Genomic DNA, 19613 nt, shown 5'->3' on the forward strand with positions numbered 1-19613 from the left:
CGCGTCAGCTCGGACGGCCGATCCTGGCCGCCAACCCGTCCAGCACCATCGCCAGGCGACGCTCGAAGACCACGTCCGGATCGGGGAGGTCCTCGGCCTCGATGATCAGCCGTTTCAGGTACGGGAGCTCGCCCTCCCGCAACAACTGCGAGATGAACGGCCCGGTCCGGCGCTGGTACGCCGCGAAGTCCAGGCCGGTGCGCCGCTGCGCTTCCACCTCTCCCAGCTCCTGTTCGACGAAGCCCCGGGTGAACTGCAGCGCGGTGGACAGCAGATCCATCATCGCGTCGATGTCGAGACCGAGCCCGTCCACGCAGGCCAGACCGGCCTCGGCAAACTGCCGGGCGTTGGGTCCGAGGGTCGGCCGGTGCCCGAACCGGGCGATCCAGGGGTGGGCGTGATGGAGCCGGCGGATCTCCTGGGCCAGCCGGGCGACGTCGGCCCGCCAGCTCCCGGACGGGATCCCGGTCAGGTCCAACTCGCCCAGCACCGCGTCGTACATCAGCTCGGTCAGGTCGTCCTTGCTGCCGACGTGCCGGTAGAGCGCCATCGGGCTGTGGTCCATCCGCCCGGCGATCTTGCGCATCGAGACCGCGTCGACCCCGTCCTCGTCAGCCAGCGCGATCGCGGCCGCGGTGATGGCCACGTAGTCGAGAGTGCGCGCCGGTCCGCGCCCCTGGCTGGAAAGACGCGCCCAGATGACGGGTGGCGGTTCGTCGGCCACGGCAGCGCTCCTCGAGTCGGTTGCGAAGGTCGTGCGAGACGAATACGGTGTACACGTCTGGACGGATACGCCGTACACGTCTAACCCCATCGATCATATTCGAGGTGTCGACATGCCCTCTTCGTCCTCCCCGTCCATCGCCGTCGTCGGCGGCGGTCTCGGCGGGCTGGTGCTGGCCCGCATCCTGCAGCAGCACGACATCGCCTGCACCGTCTACGAACTCGACGCCACTGCCGACGCTCGCAGGCAGGGCGGCCTGCTCGACCTGCACGTCGAGTCCGGCCAGCTGGCCCTGCGCGAAGCGGGACTGTACGAGCAGTTCCGCCGGCTCACCCGGCCGCAGGCAGAGGGCATGCGGGTGATGGACAAGGCGGGCACCGTCTTCATCGACCAGGCCTCCCCCGACAGTTCGGACCACAGCGGGCGACCCGAGGTCGACCGCACGGAACTGCGCGCCCTGTTGCTGGACTCGCTTCACCCGGGACGGGTCGTCTGGGGCCACAAGCTCATCCGGGCCCATCGCCTGGGGGACGGACGGTACGAGCTCGTCTTCGCCAACGGCTCGCGCCGGACCACCGATCTGCTGATCGGGGCCGACGGCGCGTGGTCGCGGGTCCGTCCCCTGCTCTCGAGCGCTTCCCCGGAGTATGCCGGGATCAGCTCCTTCGAACTCCACGTCACCGATGCGCCGACCACGGTGCCCGCATCGGCCGCCCTGGTCGGCACGGGGAGCCTGTTCGCCCTGTCGGACAACAAGAACCTCGGCGGGCACGGCGGCCGCGACCTGCATCTGGGAGCCATGCTGCGGACCGCCGAGGACTGGCTCGACACACGCGGCGTCGACTGGTCGGATCCGGCCGCCACCCGCACCGCCCTGCTGGCGGAGTTCGCCGACTGGACCCCGGCGCTGACCGACCTGATCCGCCACTGCGACGACGGGATCGTGGCCCGCCGGGTCTATGCCCTGCCCACCGGCCACTCGTGGACGCGCACCCCGGGCGTGACCCTGGTCGGCGACGCCGCCCACCTGATGTCGCCGTTCGCCGGCGAGGGAGCGAACGCCGCGATGCTCGACGGCTGCGAGCTGGCGCTGGCGCTGATCGAGCACGGTGACGACGTCGAGGCCGCACTGCGCCAGTACGAGACGGCGATGTTCCCGCGCTCCGCCGTCGCGGCCCGGCGCTCCGCCCGCGGGCTCGACCTGTGTTTCGCCGACGACGCCCCCCGGGACATGGTCGAGTTCTTCGGCAAGATGGGCGTCCCTGTCGCCGAGCACGTCGGCGGCCGCCGCGCCACCAAGACGTGATGACGTCTTGCGCCCGTGCCGACCGGATGGCTTGACCATGCCCCGACGGCATGGTTTCGAATGAAGGTCGGGGGCACAGACGTGGTGCCCCGAACTCCGGGAATGAGGTGCGAGCCGTGGCGTGGAGTACCCGGGAGATCGCCGAGCTCGCAGGCACGAGCCTGCGTGCGGTCCGGCACTACCACGAGGTCGGGCTGCTCGACGAGCCCGAGCGGCGGACCAACGGCTACAAGCAGTACGGGGTGGCCCACCTCGTCCGGTTGCTGCGCATCAAACGCCTGACCGAACTCGGGTTCTCCCTGCCTCAGATCGCCGCGATGGGCGACACCGACGACCACCCGGAGCGCGCCCTGCGCACCCTCGACGCCGAACTCGCCGCCACCATCGAACGGCTCCAACGGATCCGCATCGAACTCGGGCTCATCCTGCGCCAGGCCGTACCGACCGACCTGCCGGCGGAGTTCGCCCGGGCCGCCGAGGGGCAGATGTCCGACGCCGACCGCTCCTTCGTCGTCGTCCTGACCAGGGTGCTCGGGCCGGAGCGCCTGCAGGCCTACGCGGACATGCTGCAGGATCTCCCCGTCGATCCCGTCGTCTCCGAGTTCGACGACCTGCCCGTCGACGCCGACGAACCGACCCGCCAAGGCGTGGCCGAGCGACTGGTCCCCTACGTCCAGGCCCTGCAAGCCAAGTACCCGGGGCTGGTCGCCCCGAACTCCGACGCACCGCACGGCCCGCGCTTCGCCGAGCAGACGATCGGCAAGGCCATGCAGGACCTCTACCACCCCGCCCAGCTCGACGTCCTCCGCCGGATGGCCACCCTCACCACAGCGCACGACCCCGACGACACGGCGAGATGACACGGCCCGGGAAGAACCGGGACCCGGCGCGGGGGCAGTCCACCGTCGGCGGGTCCCGGTCGGCCGACGCGCCGGCTACACGGTGCAGCGGGCGTCGTCGGGCGGGGTCTGCAGGTGGGTCAGGTAGGTGGCGACGAGGCCGTCGACGCACTCGCTCTGACCGAACATCGCGACGCCGTGCTGGGCCCCCTCCACCGTCAGCAGGCTCCCGCCCAGTACGCGGGCGAGGTTGACCCCGCCCTGGTACGGGGTGGCCGGGTCGCCGGTGACGGAGATCGTCGGGGTCGGCGCCAGGCCGTCCGGGCCGGTGACCCACGGCTGGGGCAGGGTCGGCTGCACCGGCCAGGCTTCGCACTCGTGGTGTGACTCCGGCACCGGTCGGCCGGTAGTGAAAGGACGTAGCACGGTCGTCTACGGCGACACGGCGGCCCTGGTCACTTGACGCCCCAGGCCACGATCAGCTCGCAGGGGCCGGTGAACCCGGAGGGCCCCTCGAACCGCTCCAGCTCGGCACCGATCTCCTGCCAGGCTGCCTCGCGGTCCTCGGGTGCGAGGCCGGCGAGCATCTGGTGCAGCGCGCCGAAGGACTCGCGTTCGAACCGGACGCACTCCACGGCCGTGGGCATCCGGAGTGGCGCCCCGACGGTCTGCGTCCCGACGTCGCGGAAGCCGGTGCGGCGCAGCATCTCGGCGAGCACGCCCTGGCCACCGAGACTGAACGGTCCAGGCTGCCCGGCCGCAGGTGGGGGCAGGCTCGCGCGTCTCCGGATGATCGACACGGGGGCGGCGAAGAAGGCGTTGCGCTCGGCGGTCGAGTAGACGATCGCGCCAACCCGGCCCCCAGGTCGCAGTGCGCGGTACTGCGCGGCCAGCGCTCCCGCCTGGTCGGGCAGGTAGATCAGGCCGAGGCGCGAGATCACGGCGTCGAACGCGGCCGCGTCGACGTCGAGCCGCTCGCCGTCGAGCTCCCTGGTCCGCACGTTCGTGAGCCCGGCGGCGGCCGCTTCGGACGCGGCGTGGGCGAGGATCGCGGGCGAGATGTCGGTGGCGAGGACGTGCCCGGCCGGGCCCACCCGGCGCGCTGCGGCCAGCGTCTGGCCCCCGGCGCCTGCAGCGACGTCGAGCACGGTGCTGCCGGTCCGGACGCCGGTCGCGTCCAGCATCAGCGCCGTCGCCTCGCCGAGCCAGTCCTCGATCGTCGGGCCCCACCTGTGCCAGGCCGCGGCGGCCTCCTCCCACTGCGCCCGGGTGGTGTTCTTGTAGCGGATCGGGTCGAACGTGACAGTCATGGCGATCTCCGTGGTGGTCGACGGGTGCCTCACCAGGGAGGCGCCAGTTCCGGGGACGCACCCGCCAGGTTCCGCCACGCGGTTCGCGGGCCGTCCGCGGTGCTGTCCGGAGTGGCAGGTGCGGTGCACAATCTCGCCATGGCCTTCGTCGGCCGCACCAGACCGTTGTCCCGTGTGCTCGCGACCGTCGCGGACGCGTCACGGGGCCGGGCCCGCCTGGTCCTGGTCAGCGGGCCGGCAGGCATCGGCAAGACCACGCTGGTCGGCGAGGCGGTGCTGCGCGCAGGGTTGCCGGTCGGCTGGGGGACGTGCGCGGATGCCGAACGCACGCCGGCCATGTGGCCGTGGACGACCGCGCTGCGCAGCCTGTCGAGCTCGTTCGGACCCGCAGCCGCCGCGCTCACCGCCGCCGACACCGCGGAGCTGGCGCGGGTGCTACCCGAGCTGGCACCGGCCGGGCCCGGGCCCCGTCCGGACGACCAGCCGGACACGGATGCGGCGAGGCTGCGGCTGTTCGACGCGGTCGCCCGGTTCGTCGAAGGGTTGGCCAGGCAGGGTCCGGCACTCCTCGTGCTGGACGACCTGCAGTGGGCCGATGCCTCGTCACTCGCGCTGCTGCGGTTTCTTGTTCGGCCCTACCGCCCGATCCCGCTGGTGATCATCGGCGCGTACCGGGACGACGAGCTGGACGCGACCGCGGCCGGGGTGCTGGACGAGCTCGCCGCGCACAGCGAGCTCCTGGCGTTGCGCGGCTTGTCGCGGGACGAGGTGTTCGAGCTGGTGACGGCCACGGTGGACGGCGCGGGGGCGCAGCGCTGGGCCGACGAGGTGCATCGCCGCACCGGTGGGCACCCGTTCCTGGCCCAGCAGCTGACCGAGCTGCTCGCGGACCCCGCAGGGTCGGCCGGTGAGGTTCCGGCGGCGGTGCGCGAAGTGGTGGCGCGCCGGACGGCACGGCTGTCCGCCGGGGCTGTGGCGATGGTCGAGACGGCTGCGGTGGCCGGCACCGACCTGCTGCCCGACGTGCTCGGCGCGGTCTGCGGCGTCGACCAGGCGACCGTGGCGGCCCTGTGTGAGGAAGGGGTGGCGTCCGGGGTGCTCGCGCGTGACCACATGCCCACGCGGAGCCGGATCGCGCACGACCTGTTCCGGGAGAGCATCGTCGCCGGGATCGCGGTCGAGCGGCGGCTCCACCTGCACGGCCGCATCGCCGATGCCCTCGAACACCGGCACGAGCGCGGCGCCGCCGTGCTCGCGGCCGACCTCGCCCGCCACTGTGCCGCGGCGGCTCCGGTCGAGGGTGGGGCGCGCGCGGTCCGCTGGGCCCGCGCGGCTGCCGACGTCGAACGCCGCAGGCTCGCGTTCGGCGAGGCGGCCGGCCACCTCGCCCGCGCCCGGCGCGCGGTGGAGGACGCCGGCGTGGGCGCCGGTCCGGTCCTCGTCGACCTGCTGGTCGAGGAGGCCGACGCCCAGGCGCGGGCCGGAGATCCGACCCGCGCCCGAGCGCTGCTCGACGACGCGTGGCAACGGGCCACCGCGCTCGGTGACGGGGAGCGGCTGGGTCGGGTCGCGCTCGGCGTCCAGCGGCTCGGTGCGCGCTTCGCGATGCCCCGCGACGCCGTCATCGCCGAACTGGAGGGCGCGCTCGCCGCGTCGCGCGGCACCGGCACCGCGCTGGAGGCGCAGCTCCTTGCCGGCCTGGCGCGCGAGCTGCACCACTCGGTGCCCGAACAGCGGCCGCGGGCGGGGCCGCTGTCCGAGGAAGCGATCGACCTGGCCCGCGGGATCGACGACCCGGAGACCCTCCACTCCTGTCTGCTCGCCCGCCACGACGTGCTGTGGACGCCGGGCCGCGCGGCGCAGCGGGTCGGCATCGCCCGGGAGATCACGCAGCTCGCCGAACGCGCCGGGGACGCCGAGCGGCACGCAGACGGGCTGCTGCTCACCGCCAACGCGCTGCTGGAGGAAGGCTCGGCCGCGTTCCGCTCGGCGCTGGCCCAGTACCTGTACGCGGCCGAGCAGCTGCGCCAACCCCACCACGACTACCTGGTGGCGACCCGTCGCGGCGCACTCGCTCTCATCGATGGCCGCGTCGACGACGCCGAGAACCTCGTCCGTGACGCGAACGCGCTCGGCGAGCGCATCGCCGAACCCGACGCCGGCAACGTGCACATGTCCCAGCTGCTGGGGCTGGTCCGAGCCCGTGGTGACCCTGAGCGGCTGCGGGCCACTGCCGCCGAGGCCGTCCGCTGGTGGGTCGGCGTGCCCTCGCACGCGCATGCGGTGGCTGCCGGGTTCCTCGTGCTGGCCGGTGACGAGGCAGACCTCGAGGCCGCCCGCCGCGCCCTCGACACCGTCCTCGCTCTGAACACCTGGCGTGCCGACCGGTCCTACCTCTGGTCGGTGTTCGTCGGGTCGATGACCACCGCGGCGATCGGCCTGCGCGACCACGAGGTCTGCGCCCAGCTGCTGGCGGAGCTGGAGCCGGTGACCGGCAGCTGCGGCGTCAACGGCGCGCTGGTCTGCTTCATGGGCAGCAACGCCCACTGGGCCGGGGTGCTCTCCGGCGCACTCGGTCGGCGGGCCGATGCCGAGCGCCGCCTGCGGCAGGCCCTGGCTGTGCATCGGCGGCTCGGCGCGCGCCCGTGGGAGGCCGAGACCTGCCTGGAGCTGGCCAGGCTCACCGCCTCCGCTGAGCACGCCGAACGCGCTGCCGCGCTGGCGGCGGAGCACGGTCTGCACGGTGTTGCCGCACGCCTCGCCCCCTCCGTGGGATGCGTGACCCCGCACGGGTCCGGCGTCGCGGAGCTGCTCCGCGACGGCGAGCTGTGGCGGATCCGGTACCGCGACAGCACCGCTCACCTTCCCGACATCAAGGGCCTGGCCGATCTGGCGGTGCTGCTCGCCCGCCCCGGAGCCGGCGTGCACGTGATCGAACTGGCCGGGGCCACCACCGGTGACCACAACGACGGCGACCTGCTCGATCCCCGGGCACGCACCTCCTATCGCCACCGGCTCGCCGAGATCGACCGCGATCTCCAGCTCACCAGGGACGACAACGACCTCGGCCGCGTGCAGGAACTGGAGCTGCAACGCATGGCGCTGCTCTCCGAGCTGCGCCGGGCCGCCGGGCTCGCCGGCCGTCCACGCGCGCTCGGCTCGAGCACCACGGAACGGGCCCGCAAGGCCGTGACCGCGCGGATCCGCGACGCCATCCGCCGGATCGGGCTCGTCCATCCCGAGCTCGGCGGGCACCTGGACCGCTCCGTCCGTACCGGAACACGGTGCTGCTACCAGCCCACCGAAGCGGTCACCTGGACGCTCGCACCACACCGGGACTGATCCTGCTGTTGACAATGATTATCATTAGTCTATGGCTCCCACCACCCGTGTCCCCGTCACCGTGCTCTCCGGCTTCCTCGGAGCAGGCAAGACCACGCTGCTCAACCACGTGCTGGGCAACAGGGAGGGTCGCAAGGTCGCGGTGATCGTCAACGACATGAGCGAGGTCAACATCGACGCCGCCCTCGTCGCCGGCCAGGGCAGCCTGGATCGCACCGAGGAGAAGCTGGTGGAGCTGACCAACGGCTGCATCTGCTGCACCCTGCGCGAGGACCTGCTCGACACCGTGGGCGAGCTGGCCCGCGGCGGGCGCTTCGACACCATCCTCATCGAGTCCAGCGGCATCTCCGAGCCGATGCCGGTGGCGGCCACGTTCGACTGGACGTTCGAGGACGGCACCAGCCTGTCCGACCACGCCCGGCTCGACACGATGGTCACCGTCGTCGACGCCGCCGGGTTCCTCGCCGAGCTCGTCCGCGGCGACCTGCTGGCCGAGCGCGGCCTCGAAGCCGCCGACGGCGACGAGCGCAGCGTCTCGGACCTGCTCGTCGACCAGGTCGAGTTCGCCGACGTGCTGGTGCTCAACAAGACCGACCTCGTCTCCCCCGCCGGGCTGGGCACCGTCGAGTCCGTGCTGCGCAAGCTCAACCCCGCTGCCCGGCTCCTGCACGCCCACCAGGGCGTGGTCGACCTCGCCGAGGTGCTCGAGACCCGCCGCTACGACCCGGTCACCGCGGCGCAGGCGCCGGGCTGGGCGGCGGAGCTGGCCGGCAGCCACACGCCCGAGACCGAGGAGTACGGCATCTCCTCCGTCGTCTACCGAGCCGCGCGCCCCTTTCACCCCGGCCGGCTGGTCGCGGCCCTCGACAACTGGCACGGCGTGCTCCGCAGCAAGGGCTTCTGCCACATTGCCAGCCGCCCCGACGTGCTCTCCGTGTGGTCACAGGCAGGCCCCAACCTCGTCCTGGAGCCCGGCCAGCTGCTCGATGCCACCGACGCGAGCCCCGGCCAGGAGCTCGTGTTCATCGGCGTGGGACTGGACCCCGACGAACCGCGCCGCCGCCTCGACCCCGCCCTGCTGACCGACGCCGAGCTCGCCGCCGGCCCGCGGGCCTGGCGCCGGTTGCACGACCCGCTCCCCGCGTGGGACATCGACGAGGTGCACGACCACCCGCATCCCGAACGTGCCCGGTGACGGGCGCGGGCACCGGGCCCGCTCAGGAGGTGAGCGACGTGCGCAGCTCGGTGAGGACCAGTCGAGCCGCGGTCGGCCCGGCGTTGAGGTACCACGGGTCGTCGTCGACGAGAACGGCGCGGCCGTCCTCGACCGCCGTGAGCGACTGCCAGAGCGGGCTCGACGTCGACGCCGTCTCGGCCGCCGCCGCCGTGCTGGTCGCGCCCTGCACGGAGTAGAAGACCCAGTCACCGTCGGCGAGACGCAGCTCCTCCCCCGAGAGGTCCTGGGAGGTCTTGTCGAACCGCTGCGGCGCCGGGCGGGCGAGGCGCGCGTCCCACGCGATGAACCCCGGGAACGAGGCGACCCCGAAGATGCGGGTGCGGTCGGCGGTGATCCGCACGAACGAGATCGTCTCGTCATCGACCGACGCGCCCAGAGCGGCCGCGTCGGCGTCGAAGCTGTCGATGTAGGCCTGGGCCTTGCCCTGCATGCCGAGGCTGTCGGCCAGCATCAGGAAGTCCTGCTTCCAGTTGACGCCGGTCCCCTGCACGAGCACGGTCGGCGCGATCCCGGACAGCTTCGGGTAGATGTCCTGCGCCGCGACGGAGTTCGCGAGGATGAGATCAGGACGCAGCGCGGCGATCGTCTCCAGGTTGGGGCTCTGCCGGGACCCGACGGAGGCCACGGTGGCGAGCTGACCGGCGTACTGCGGGAACGCGTCCTTCACGTACTGCGGGATCAGGTCGGCATCGTCGCCGAAGGCCACGCCGACCGGCACGACGCCGAGTGTGAGCGCCGCGTCGGTCTGCCCGGTGGCGATCACCACCACTCGCTGCGGCGCGGAGCTGATCGTGGTCGTCCCTCCGAAGTGGCGCATCGTCCGGGGGAACACTCCGTCTCCCTCGGGCGCACCCATCCCTCCCGGGATCGCCACCGGGCCGGGCGGGGCGTCTGCCGCCGCGGCGGGTGCGGCCGCTTCCGTCGCGGTGTCCGCTGCTCCCGCGGAGTCGGCGGGGTCTCCGCTCCCGCACCCCGCCAGGACGAGTACCGCGAGTACCGCACCCATCGCACCATGGACTCGCCGCATCTGACGACTCTCCCTCGATCATGTTTGCTTAACCTGCCCTTACCGACGGCGGACAGTAGCCAATCGAAGCGGCCAGGAGTGCGCGCTGTGATCAATGCGGCGTGGTGCGGAGCCGGCTAGAGCACCGTGCGGGCGCCCGGCAGAGCACGTACCCCGAACGCCACCACCCAGCACAGCGGCAGGGCGAGGACCGCCAGGAGTGCGAACTTCGCCACGGCAGGCGCCTGCGCGTCGCTGAGGGCGTAGCCCAGGGCGACCAGCACGACCGGGTGGATGACGTAGACGGTGTAGGCGTGCGCCGACAGGAACCGGCGGCCGCGTCCCTGCTGGTCGAGGCGCTCCCGGAACAGCACGAGAAGGCCCAGGACGAGGCCGACGGCGAGCGCCTGCTCGCAGATCGCCATCACCAGGGACGGCCAGGTGCCGTGACCCAGAATCGCGTCTCCGGCGGAGACCAGGACGAGGACGATCGCCACGGCGGCGACGACGGCGGCGGCGAACCCGGCTCGACCTGCCGCGCGGGAGAGGCCCGCCGCCCAGCCGCGCCTGGTCGCGATCAACCCGACGACGAACAGCGCCGCGTACTGCGGCAGGTAGGCGGGTGTGGGCATGACGGGGAGCCGGAAGTCCATCGGCACCACGATGCGCCACAGGTAGGTCACGAGAGCCAGCCCGATGGTGAACCCGATGATCGCGACGGCGCCGGGCGCCCGGCCCGTAACCGAACCGGATTCATCCCGGCCCTCGCCGGCCAGGCGCCGCCGGACCACGTAGAGCGCGCTGAACACGAGCAGCACCCCGACGAACCACATCGGCCCCGGGTTGAACGAGAGGAGGTAGAACTGCCAATAGGGCAGGTCGGTCCCGTGCTGGACGGCGGCGTCTCTCGCCTCGGCGTAGCGGCCGACGGTCACCAGGGGACGGAGCACCAGCAGCCAGAACACGAGCGGGACACCGAGGCGCAGCAGCCGTTCCCCGAGGAAGCGCCGGTCGCCCTTGCGGTCGTAGGAGCCCGGCACGAACAGCGCCGAGATGAGGAAGAAGGCGCCCATGAAGAACGCCTGGTTGAGCACCAGCAGGACGTCCAGGAGCGTCGCAGAGGAGTCGGTCGGCGGCTCCACGTAGTACCAGCCCGAGACGTTGCTGTATCCGAGCGCGGCGTGGTGGATCACGACGAGCACCGTCAGAGCGGTGCGCAGGTTGTCGACGTAGAGGAGCCGCGGGGTGGTGGTGGTGGTGGTGGTCGGATCCTTGACGGGTCGGGTCATCGGTCTTCTCCCCCAGGACGTTCCGCTCGAATGGCGTGCTCGAACAGGTCGGCCAGTTCGTCCGCGTGCGCTTCCAGGTCGTGGTCGGGGTAGGTCACCCAGTAGGCGAACATCTCGTCGATCGCGGCTTGCACGGTGATGGCCATGACGCGGGCGTCGAAGGAGCGGAGCTCGCCGGACTGCTGGCCCTGGCGGAACATCTCCGCCCGCGCTTCGTAGACCGGCTCGTTGAAGGCGGTGCCGTAGCGCCGCTTGCCGTCGGCGGTACGGACGTTCTTGAAGATCTCCCCGAGAGCGAGCAGATGGGCGGGGTGGCCCCGCATGTACGCGGCGACCGCGCGGATGTTCGCCCGCAGCGCACCGGTCGCGGTGGTCTCCTTCTCCATGCGCAGCAGGACGAACTCGGTGATCTCGCGGTAGACCTGCTCGACGATCTGGTCCATCAGCTCGGCCTTGCCGGCGAAGTGGTAGGAGATCACGCCCTTGCTGATGCCGGCGCGCTCGGCGATGCGCGCCAGGGAGGTGGCCACGAAGCCCAGCTCCGCGAAGGTCTCGACGGCGCACTCGATGATCTGCGCGCGGCGGGCCTCCTCGATGAAGGATGCCGTCTTCTGGCCGCCCGCCCTGTTTTCTGACCGCACGGCCAGAAAGTAGCACGATCGGCCAGTATTGACGCCTAAGTCGGGACGGCCGGAGACTCCGCCGGCGAGTTGTCACCGGTCGACTCGTCGGCGTAGACCATGAGCGTGGAGCCGCCGATGGCCAGGACGATGCCGATGAGGCCGTAGATGGACGGCGTGGTCCGGTAGACGATGAGCGAGAGCACGCTCGTGAGCACGGGGGCAAGCGCGTTCGTCACCGGCGCGACGATGGTCGCCTTGCCCCGGGACAGCGCCATGACGAGGAACAGCGCGCCGACGGCATTGAGCAGTTGGGTGCCCAGCGTCAGGGCGGGCGCCTGCCACGGAGCGTTGGTGGGGAAGTCGCCCATCATGATCCAGGCGACCGGAACGAGGAGCAGGCCGCTGATCGTCATCCAGGCGAACGTCGTCGCGTCGTTCACACCGGCGTTGGCGGCCTTCTTCATGTAGTAGGCCTGCACACCCCAGGCGACCATGACGATCAGGGCCAGGATCAGCCACGGGCCACTGGCAGCATCGCCGGACCCGCTGGTGACGCTGAACAGGACGATGGACCCCAGTGCGGCGACGACCCCGATGGTGGCCAGTCCCCGGATCCGTTCGCGCAGGATGACCACCGCCATCAGCACGGTGATGGCCGGGGAGATCGAGATGAGCGGGAAGATCAGGTAGGCCGGTCCGATGGTGAGTGCCTTGAACAGCACCAGTTGGCCGCCTGCGCCCGTGAGCCCGACGATGAGGCCGTAGCCGGCGGCGACGGGCCTCCGGTCGAACGTACGGCCGCGCATGGCGAAGTACGCCGGAATGATCATGGTGAACGCCCAGAGGATGTACACCATCTCGTTGGGGTAGCCGTACAACGACGTCGGGGCGCCGGAGAACGCTCCCCACACCCCCCAGAACAGCACCAGCAGCCCGGCGTAAGGGATCCACCGGGTGCTGCCGACGCGGGCGGTTCCGCTCGACGTGGATGCACGGTCACTCATCACTGCCTCCTCGTTGGGGCACGGTGCTTGCGTACGAATGCAGCCCGTGGACGACCGCGGGGCTCAACGGCCGGCCGGCCAGCCGTGCCGCGTACAGCGCGGCTCCGAGGACCGGGGGCAGGAGCGGCTCGCGCATGTCGACCGACGCATCGGTGAGGTGCCCGCGGAACGCGGTGCGGACCTCGTCGGACGCGAACACGCCACCCGACCACGACACGGGCACGACGTCGCCGGGTGCGTAGTCGAGCCGGGCGATGGTGACCGTGACCAGATCGGCCAGCGCCCGACCGGCCTCGTGGAGGATCTCCACGCAGACCTCGTCGCCGTCGCCGGCAGCCACGGTGACCACGGGCGCGAGGGACGCGACCTTCGCCCGGTCGCCCCGCCAGCGGTTCACCACCACATCGACGAGATCCAGGTCGGCGGCGAGCCGCAGGTGGGAGACCAGCCGCTCGCGCAACGGGCCGCCGGCCAGCCGCCCGTCGGACATCTTCGCGAACGCGCTCAGCGCGCGGATCGCGATCCAGTAGGCCGACCCCTCGTCGTCGAACAGCTCGCCCCAACCGCCGACGCGCAGCTTTCGCCCGTCGTGTTCGCCGTAGGTCATGGACCCGGTGCCGGCGATCACGTTGACGCCGTCCGTGGCCCCCAACGACCCCGCCCAGCCGGCGACCATGTCGTTGTCGCAGCCGTACCGCCGATGGCCGAGCACCCGGGCAGGGATCGCGTTCAACGTCGCGATGTCGCTGCTGACCTCGCCGTAACCGGGGAGCGCGATGAACGCGTAGGTGATCCGCTCGGTCGTGAGGGCGGCCTCGTCGCAGACGGACGTGACGCCGCTGCGGATCACGTCCTCGACGAGGTCGATGCTCTGCCCGAAGTAGTAGCAGCTGGGCGCCAGGGCCGTGGCGAGGAGCCTGCCGGCGCTGTCCAGCAGCGCGAAGACGGTCTTGGTGCCGCCACCGTCGACGCCTAGGAACACATCGGCGCCGGTGGACGACGGCATCGTGTCACTGGTCGAGCGCATGGATGGTGACTCCGTTCACGACCCGGTTGACCTCGCGGGACGGGAATGGGTTGTCAGGATCGAGACCCAGCGCCCGCGACTGCGCCAGTGCCACGTGTTGTGCGGCCAGCAGGAGCACCGGCGCGACGGTGGCGTCGGCGAGGTGGCCCAGTGCAGGGAACGACCAGGTCTCCTCCTCGGCGGTGTCACGGCAGCCGATGGAGATCACGCGTTCTTCGGGAAGCGTGGTGCGGAGCTCCCGGACGATGTCGAGGTCGTATCGGCGGGTGTACGGGTCATTGGACAGGTACACGAGCACGACCGTCGTCCCGGTGAGCACCGACTTGGGCCCGTGCCGGAACCCCAGGGACGAGTCGAAGTAGCTCACGACGCGGCCGGCGGTCAGCTCGAGCAGCTTCAGTGCGGACTCGCGGGCCAATCCCGTGAGCGGGCCACTGCCGAGGTAGACGAACCGGTCCGAGCGCTCCTCGGCCAGGGCGCGTGCCCGCTTCTCCAGGTCCGGCAGAGCGGCGGCGGCCGCGTCCGCCAGCTGGTTGACGTCGCGGCAGCCTCCGAGGGCCATGAGGGCGGCGAGCATCATGCTGGTGACGCTCGAGGTCATCGCGAATCCCTGGTCGTTGGTGCCCGGAGGCATCAGCAACGCCAGGCTCCGACCCGTCCGCTGCTGCGCCGGCTCGCTCAGGGTCCGGTACAGCCCGCCCTCCGGGTTGCAGGTCAGGACGAGATGCCGGCAGTCGGTCAGGATCGTGTCGGCGAGCCGGACCGCGGCGAGGGACTCGGGGCTGTCCCCGGAGCGGGCGAACGAGACCAGCAGCGTGGGTAGGTCCTCGGCGAAATGGTCACGCGGGTTGCTCACCAGGTCGGTCGTGGCGACCGCGTCCACCCGGCGGCGGAGCGTCCGCGTCAGGCCGGGTGCGAGTATCTGGCCCGCGAACGCCGACGTGCCGGCCCCGGTGAGCACGATCCGGAGGTCGTCGCGGGCGAGCAGCGGCGCCAGGAAGGCCTCGATCGCCTGTCGGCGGGCGCCGAGGGAACCGGCGAGCTCGCGCCAGGCGGCCGGCTGCTGGGCGATCTCCCGTCCGGTCCACAGATCTGCCGCGTCGGAGGCGGCGTGGTGCTGGCCGGTCATACGGCGGGTTCCTCCTCCCCGCAGGCGTACGCGTAGTCGCGCAGCACGTCGCGGACGTGGTCGATGACGAGCGCACGGGGCTCGGCGGGCAGCTCGCCGAGACGCACGCGGCGGTACTGCTCCGGCAGGTACTGACTGAGCATGGGCATCGGGATGCCGGTCGCGTCGAGGTTGCGGAACAGCCGCTCCACCGCCAAGGTCACGGTCGGGTCGGGCCAGTAGTAGCGGGACCGGTCGCTGTAGCTGTAGCGGCGCGCCAGCCGCTGCTGGTCGGGATCGCCCTCGTAGTAGCCGGTCCACCACGTCGGGTCGGTCAGCATCGCGGCCTCGATGGCGGCCCCGAGACCCGACCGGTCCGCCTCGGCGACCAGCTCGTCCTCGATCGCCGTCAGCCCGAACAGCGCCTCCCGCAACGCGAACGTCAGGCCCGGCCCCACCTTGAGCACCGCCCAGCTGTCGCGCACGAGCTCGGCCAGTGCGGTCCGCGTCTGGTAGTCGGTGGAGTGCGCCTCGAACACGAGACCCGGGAGCTCGGCGATGACGCTGCTCAGCTGCCGAGCCACGGCGCGCTCGTAGTCGACGACCCGGACGTGGTCGAACTCGACGCCCGGCTGGACCACGAGCGCGACCACCTGCTCCCACGCCGTCGCGACACCGGCCTCGGTGAACGCCGCCTGATGCTCGGCCACGGTCGCGCGTGCGGACTCGGGGGTGGTGGGGGCGAGCGCGTCGATGGTCTCCGGCGCGCCGCCGGGGACGGGAACCTCGGTGCCGATCACGTAGACGAGTTCCGTCGGCTGCTCCCGTTCGGCGGCGGCCTTCTCGGCGACGCGAGCCAGCCGGGCGGCACGCTCCGCCACGAGGGCGCCGGGCAGTGGGACCGGGTCGCCGGCGCACGCCATGCTGCAGTCCAGGTGGATCTTGACGTATCCCGCCCGGACGTACGCGGCGACGAGCGCCTCCGCGCGTTCCATCGCCTCGTCCGGTCCCAGGTCACGCCACCGGTTCGGGCCCAGATGATCACCGCCGAGCACGACCCGGCCCAGCGGGAGGGCCACCCGCTCGGCGGTCCGGCGTACGAGCGCGGCGAAGTCGGCGGGTCGCATGCCGGTGTAGCCGCCGTACTGGTCCACCTGATTGGACGTCGCCTCGACCAGCAGCAGACCGCCGTCGTCCGCCGCCTGCAGGGCGGCCGCCTCGATCACCAACGGGTGCGCCGAGCAGACGGACGTCACCCCGACCGGCTCGCCGGTGCGGTTCCGGATCAGCCGGTCACGGAGCATCTGCGCGGGCCGGAGGGAGCCCGGAGTGGGCTGATCAAACATGCCGCGGGACGCTATGTACGCACGGAGCGGTCTGCAACGAAACCTAGACCGGTACCATACTGGTATGACGAGCGCGCATCGCGGCCTCCGCGCACTGGACCTCCCCCGCGGAGCCCTCGACCCGGACTCGATCCCGCTCTACCAACGCGTTGCCGGGCAGTTGTGGGACGACCTGCGGGCCGGCGGTGCCCGCAGCGGCGACCGCCTCCCGTCGGAGCGGGTTCTCACCGACCGCTACCACGTCTCCCGGGTGACGCTGCGCTCTGCGTTGGCACTGCTCGCCGAGCGTGGCGCGGTGCAGGCCACGGCCTCCCGCGGCTGGTTCGTCGCCGGTGACGTGACGACGGCGAGCGCCACCGCACACGTCGAAGGGTTCGCCGACTACGCCCGTAAGAACCGCATTCCCACCAGCGCCAAGGTGCTGATGTCGCGAGTCCGGGCCTGCACGGTGCAAGAGGCGCAGCGGCTGCGGATAGCTCCCGGCGAGAATCTGTTCGAGATGCGGCGACTGCGCTTCCTCAACGGCATGATCGTCGTGCTCGAGCACAACCGGCTGCCACTCGCCCTCTGTCCGGCGCTGCCCGACACCGACTTCACCCAGGCATCGCTGTACGCGACGCTCCTGACCGCGGACCCGCCGCAGATCCCCCGCCGCGCCGAGTACGCGGTGGAGGCGCGATCCCCCAACCGGCAGGAACGTCGCGTCCTGGAACTCGAAGGAACCCCCGTCCCCGTCCTGATGGCGCGCCAGCTCACCTACAGCCAGCACGGCCACCCGCTGGAACTAACGGACCAGGCGTACCGGGGCGATCGCTACCAGTTCCGCGCTTCGATCGTGTAGGTCCGGCATCGCCACTCACCTCGCCGCTCGGGAGAAATCCTTGACGACCGGCCGGGTTACGGTGACGAGGAGGGGAACAATCGATTGCGGGCAATCAGGGGGCGTTCTGGTGGGCGATGTCGCGACTCGTTCTTCTCGTCGCATTCGGTTGGGGGCACTCGGCACACTCCCCACGGCCGCCGCGCTGATGACATTCGTGCTGGCCCTGTACATGTTGCTCGTCCTCTTCGGCAATATCACCGATTTCGGCACCAATCTCGAGTTCGTCCGGCACGTTCTCGCAATGGACACGACCTTCCATGATTCTGCCCTGGCCTACCGGGCGATCACGAACCCCGCGCTGCAGGTAGCGGTCTACATCGGCGTGATCGTCTGGGAGGGGCTCACCACGGTCGTCCTGGCCCGCGCCGTTGTGCAGTGGCTGATGGCGTTCCGCGGCAGCCCCGGCTTCGACCGGGTACGCCGAACCACCACGGTCGGCCTCCTCATGATCGTTACGCTGTTCACGGGCGGCTTCATCGTGATCGGCGGCGAGTGGTTTGCGATGTGGCAGTCCACGCAGTGGAACGGCCTGCAGCCGGCTCTGCAGAACACCATCCTCGCCGCATTCGCACTGGTGCTGGTACATCTACCTGCCCCGCAGTGGGAGACCGGCGACATCGCCGAGTGATGGGCGGCTCCCCGGCGAAGGGGAACCGCCCATCAACGTGGCCGGGACCTCAGCTACCTCCGGGCCGTGGTCCGCTGGTCGGCGATCACGTTCCGAGGAGGTCCCGCCCGACGAACCCGCCGTCCGCGCATCCCGGCGGGATGACGAAGGCTGCCGACCCGACATGGGTGATCCACAGGTTCATCACGTCGGACTCGGCGAGACGGGCCTGTACCGGCACGAACGCGGTGGCCGCGTCCGCCTGGTAGGCGGCGAACAGCTGACCTGCGTCGGTCGCGCCGTCCGGAGTGGGCCCGTCGTCGTAGCTGTAGCCACGCCGCAGCATCCGCTCGGCCGGAGTACGCGCCTTCGCCCGGACGCCGTGGGCACTCGCCGCCACGATCGGCATCCCGCGCTCGTCCACTGCCCGCGGATCCACGTCGTCGAACTCACTGCCCCCGGTAACCGGACCGCCGGTGTCGAGCCGGCGGGCGACCGCCATCTCCTTCCCCACCCGGCCGAAGTCGTCCCAGATGTCCAGATCCATCCGTATCCGCCGCAGCACCAGCATGCTGCCGCCGACCAACCACGACGGGCCGTCGCGCACCCAGACGGTCTCGGCCAGCTCGGTGGAGCCGGGGGCGGGATTGGCCGAGCCGTCCCGCTGGCCGAAGAGGTTGCGCGGCGTTGCGCCTGCCGGCTCCGACCCCCGGGCGGGGTTGAACCCGCTCTGGATCCAGCGCACCGAGGCGATGCTCCGCGCGTCTCTGACCAGCCGGCGAACCGCGTAGGACAGCGGCACCGGATCGTCGGAGCAGACTTGCAGGAGCAGGTCGCCGCCCGACCATCGCGGGTCGAGCCGGTCGGTCGGAAACGCGGGTAGCTCCCGGACGACGGCGGGGCACTCCCCCGCACGACCGATCGCATCGAACAGCCCCGGGCCGAACCCGAACGTCACCGTCAGCCGTGAGGGCAGCGCCGGAAGCTCCTGGTCCTCGGCCGCGAGCGGAGCACGCCCGCTCATCAGCCGTGCGGCGTCATCACTGAGCAACCGCATCAACCGCCCTACCTCGGCGGGCCCGCTTCCGGGGTTCAGATCGAACCCGAGGAAGACGGCATGCGCCTGAGCCGGAAGGGTCTCGATGCCGGGTTGGTGGACACCGTGGAACGGAACGGTCTCCGCACCCACCGGCGCCACCGCGAGCGGCCCGACCTCCCGGTCGTCGTCCCGGGCCACGAGCGCCGCTGCGGTGCCGCCGCCCACAGCGACGGCAGCACCTCCCAGCAGCAGGGCCCGCCGACGAAGCGAGGGACCCTGCTCGCTCATCCGCCCTGCCCGTCCGACATGTGCATGGCGCCGGCGCCGTCGTCGTAGTTCTCCTCCCCGCCGCTGGTCTCCTTCGCCAGCGCCGCGAACCGGGTCGTCGAACCGTCGGACAGGGAGAGCGTGACGTCGACCTGGTCACCGGGGCGGATCGGCGACACCAGATCCATGATCATGATGTGGTCGCCTCCGGGGGCGAGCACGTGCGGCGTGCCGGGCTCGACGACGAATCCACCGCCCTTGGGCCGCATCGTCATCGCACCGTCGTCACCGACGACGACCTCGTGCAGTTCCGTGCGCGGCGAGGCCGAGGTCGCCGCGGACAGGATGGTCACCGGTGTGGACCCGGTCGTGCTGAACGTGCCGAACGCCGCCGTCATCCCCGACTCGGCGGTCTTGACCCACGGGTCGCCGACTGTGAGGGCCGGCGCCGGGGCTGTGGGGGCCGCAGCGGATGCGGGCGCGGCGCCGGCTGCGGGTGCCGGGTCGCCACCGCCGCACCCCGCGATCCCGATGGCGCAGGCAATCGTGACCAACAGGAGCGGGCCGCGACGTGGACGTGCGAAAACAAGCATGTGAGTTCCCTCGGATCCGGTGCCTGGATTCGGCCGGGCGACCACGCCCGGCCGGCGAAACGC

The 19613-nt window shown here is 71.6% G+C and carries 18 protein-coding genes; 6 read left to right on the forward strand and 12 right to left on the reverse strand.

The features are described 5' to 3' along the window. Positions 1-4: 4 nt before the first annotated feature. Positions 5-724: a TetR/AcrR family transcriptional regulator gene (locus AC5L35_RS35345; RefSeq protein ID WP_495064111.1), complete on the reverse strand. Its 720-nt coding sequence runs from the start codon at positions 722-724 to the stop codon at positions 5-7. A gap of 112 nt (positions 725-836) precedes the next feature. Here AC5L35_RS35345 and AC5L35_RS35350 point away from each other — a divergent pair, with 112 nt between their 5' ends. Beyond that, entirely contained in the window at positions 837-2030 is a 1194-nt protein-coding gene (locus tag AC5L35_RS35350) for an FAD-dependent oxidoreductase (protein WP_495064112.1), read from the forward strand. A 116-nt stretch (positions 2031-2146) separates the two neighbouring features. Then, positions 2147-2890: a MerR family transcriptional regulator gene (locus AC5L35_RS35355; protein ID WP_495064113.1), complete on the forward strand. Its 744-nt coding sequence runs from the start codon at positions 2147-2149 to the stop codon at positions 2888-2890. 75 nt (positions 2891-2965) lie between these two features. Here AC5L35_RS35355 and AC5L35_RS35360 read toward each other — a convergent pair whose 3' ends face one another. Both AC5L35_RS35360 and AC5L35_RS35365 read right to left on the reverse strand, forming a co-directional pair. Continuing rightward, positions 2966-3265: an alpha/beta hydrolase gene (locus tag AC5L35_RS35360; RefSeq protein ID WP_495064114.1), complete on the reverse strand. Its 300-nt coding sequence runs from the start codon at positions 3263-3265 to the stop codon at positions 2966-2968. A gap of 59 nt (positions 3266-3324) precedes the next feature. After that, the gene (locus tag AC5L35_RS35365; protein ID WP_495064115.1) at positions 3325-4179 is read right to left on the reverse strand and encodes a class I SAM-dependent methyltransferase; all 855 of its coding nucleotides are present in this window, start codon (positions 4177-4179) and stop codon (positions 3325-3327) included. Between the two features lie 138 nt (positions 4180-4317). Between AC5L35_RS35365 and AC5L35_RS35370 the strand changes: the two genes are divergently transcribed. Together AC5L35_RS35370 and AC5L35_RS35375 are read left to right on the forward strand one after the other, a co-directional pair. Next, the gene (locus AC5L35_RS35370) at positions 4318-7521 is read left to right on the forward strand and encodes an ATP-binding protein (protein WP_495064116.1); all 3204 of its coding nucleotides are present in this window, start codon (positions 4318-4320) and stop codon (positions 7519-7521) included. 31 nt (positions 7522-7552) lie between these two features. After that, positions 7553-8716 (forward strand): GTP-binding protein, encoded by a 1164-nt coding sequence (locus AC5L35_RS35375; protein ID WP_495064117.1) that lies wholly within the window; start codon positions 7553-7555, stop codon positions 8714-8716. Positions 8717-8738: 22 nt separating this feature from the next. On the opposite strand, the gene AC5L35_RS35380 is transcribed toward AC5L35_RS35375, so the two are convergent. From AC5L35_RS35380 to AC5L35_RS35410, 7 genes are all read right to left on the reverse strand, one after another. After that, a complete protein-coding gene (locus AC5L35_RS35380) occupies positions 8739-9785 on the reverse strand; it encodes an ABC transporter substrate-binding protein (protein WP_495064118.1) in 1047 nt (348 codons plus the stop codon). A 116-nt stretch (positions 9786-9901) separates the two neighbouring features. After that, positions 9902-11053, reverse strand: a complete 1152-nt coding sequence (locus AC5L35_RS35385; RefSeq protein ID WP_495064119.1) for an acyltransferase family protein — start codon at positions 11051-11053, stop codon at positions 9902-9904. Beyond that, positions 11050-11694: a TetR/AcrR family transcriptional regulator gene (locus tag AC5L35_RS35390; RefSeq protein ID WP_495064120.1), complete on the reverse strand. Its 645-nt coding sequence runs from the start codon at positions 11692-11694 to the stop codon at positions 11050-11052. The genes AC5L35_RS35385 and AC5L35_RS35390 overlap by 4 nt, the downstream gene beginning before the upstream one ends. Positions 11695-11729: 35 nt before the next feature. Beyond that, the gene (locus AC5L35_RS35395) at positions 11730-12680 is read right to left on the reverse strand and encodes a DMT family transporter (protein WP_495064121.1); all 951 of its coding nucleotides are present in this window, start codon (positions 12678-12680) and stop codon (positions 11730-11732) included. Continuing rightward, on the reverse strand, positions 12673-13707 hold the full coding sequence (locus AC5L35_RS35400; RefSeq protein WP_495064122.1) for an N-acetylglucosamine kinase: 1035 nt from the start codon (positions 13705-13707) through the stop codon (positions 12673-12675). The genes AC5L35_RS35395 and AC5L35_RS35400 overlap by 8 nt, the downstream gene beginning before the upstream one ends. Next, positions 13691-14836, reverse strand: coding sequence for an SIS domain-containing protein (locus AC5L35_RS35405; protein ID WP_495064123.1), 1146 nt, complete (start codon positions 14834-14836; stop codon positions 13691-13693). The genes AC5L35_RS35400 and AC5L35_RS35405 overlap by 17 nt, the downstream gene beginning before the upstream one ends. Beyond that, positions 14833-16161: a D-tagatose-bisphosphate aldolase, class II, non-catalytic subunit gene (locus AC5L35_RS35410; protein ID WP_495064124.1), complete on the reverse strand. Its 1329-nt coding sequence runs from the start codon at positions 16159-16161 to the stop codon at positions 14833-14835. Before AC5L35_RS35410 ends, AC5L35_RS35405 begins: the two co-directional genes overlap by 4 nt. Before the next feature lie 64 nt (positions 16162-16225). On the opposite strand from AC5L35_RS35410, the gene AC5L35_RS35415 reads away from it, so the two are divergent. Then, positions 16226-17002: a GntR family transcriptional regulator gene (locus tag AC5L35_RS35415; protein WP_495064125.1), complete on the forward strand. Its 777-nt coding sequence runs from the start codon at positions 16226-16228 to the stop codon at positions 17000-17002. A 109-nt stretch (positions 17003-17111) separates the two neighbouring features. Continuing rightward, the gene (locus AC5L35_RS35420; protein WP_495064126.1) at positions 17112-17672 is read left to right on the forward strand and encodes a DUF2165 domain-containing protein; all 561 of its coding nucleotides are present in this window, start codon (positions 17112-17114) and stop codon (positions 17670-17672) included. Positions 17673-17757: 85 nt separating this feature from the next. Here AC5L35_RS35420 and AC5L35_RS35425 read toward each other — a convergent pair whose 3' ends face one another. Next, positions 17758-18978, reverse strand: coding sequence for a Dyp-type peroxidase (locus AC5L35_RS35425; protein ID WP_495064127.1), 1221 nt, complete (start codon positions 18976-18978; stop codon positions 17758-17760). Then, positions 18975-19550 carry a copper chaperone PCu(A)C gene (locus AC5L35_RS35430; RefSeq protein WP_495064128.1) on the reverse strand — a complete coding sequence of 192 codons (576 nt, stop codon included), beginning with the start codon at positions 19548-19550 and terminating at the stop codon, positions 18975-18977. The genes AC5L35_RS35425 and AC5L35_RS35430 overlap by 4 nt, the downstream gene beginning before the upstream one ends. Positions 19551-19613: the final 63 nt, after the last annotated feature.

The sequence above is a fragment of the Pseudonocardia sp. OZ21 genome (genome assembly GCF_059359135.1).

Coding starts and splice junctions, on each gene's coding strand:
- AC5L35_RS35350 (WP_495064112.1), top strand. CDS start 837: ATGCCCTCTTCGTCCTCCCCGTCCATCGCCGTCGTCGGCGGCGGTCTC.
- AC5L35_RS35365 (WP_495064115.1), bottom strand. CDS start 4,179: ATGACTGTCACGTTCGACCCGATCCGCTACAAGAACACCACCCGGGCG.
- AC5L35_RS35370 (WP_495064116.1), top strand. CDS start 4,318: ATGGCCTTCGTCGGCCGCACCAGACCGTTGTCCCGTGTGCTCGCGACC.
- AC5L35_RS35375 (WP_495064117.1), top strand. CDS start 7,553: ATGGCTCCCACCACCCGTGTCCCCGTCACCGTGCTCTCCGGCTTCCTC.
- AC5L35_RS35380 (WP_495064118.1), bottom strand. CDS start 9,785: ATGCGGCGAGTCCATGGTGCGATGGGTGCGGTACTCGCGGTACTCGTC.
- AC5L35_RS35385 (WP_495064119.1), bottom strand. CDS start 11,053: ATGACCCGACCCGTCAAGGATCCGACCACCACCACCACCACCACCCCG.
- AC5L35_RS35395 (WP_495064121.1), bottom strand. CDS start 12,680: ATGAGTGACCGTGCATCCACGTCGAGCGGAACCGCCCGCGTCGGCAGC.
- AC5L35_RS35400 (WP_495064122.1), bottom strand. CDS start 13,707: ATGCGCTCGACCAGTGACACGATGCCGTCGTCCACCGGCGCCGATGTG.
- AC5L35_RS35405 (WP_495064123.1), bottom strand. CDS start 14,836: ATGACCGGCCAGCACCACGCCGCCTCCGACGCGGCAGATCTGTGGACC.
- AC5L35_RS35410 (WP_495064124.1), bottom strand. CDS start 16,161: ATGTTTGATCAGCCCACTCCGGGCTCCCTCCGGCCCGCGCAGATGCTC.
- AC5L35_RS35415 (WP_495064125.1), top strand. CDS start 16,226: ATGACGAGCGCGCATCGCGGCCTCCGCGCACTGGACCTCCCCCGCGGA.
- AC5L35_RS35425 (WP_495064127.1), bottom strand. CDS start 18,978: ATGAGCGAGCAGGGTCCCTCGCTTCGTCGGCGGGCCCTGCTGCTGGGA.
- AC5L35_RS35430 (WP_495064128.1), bottom strand. CDS start 19,550: ATGCTTGTTTTCGCACGTCCACGTCGCGGCCCGCTCCTGTTGGTCACG.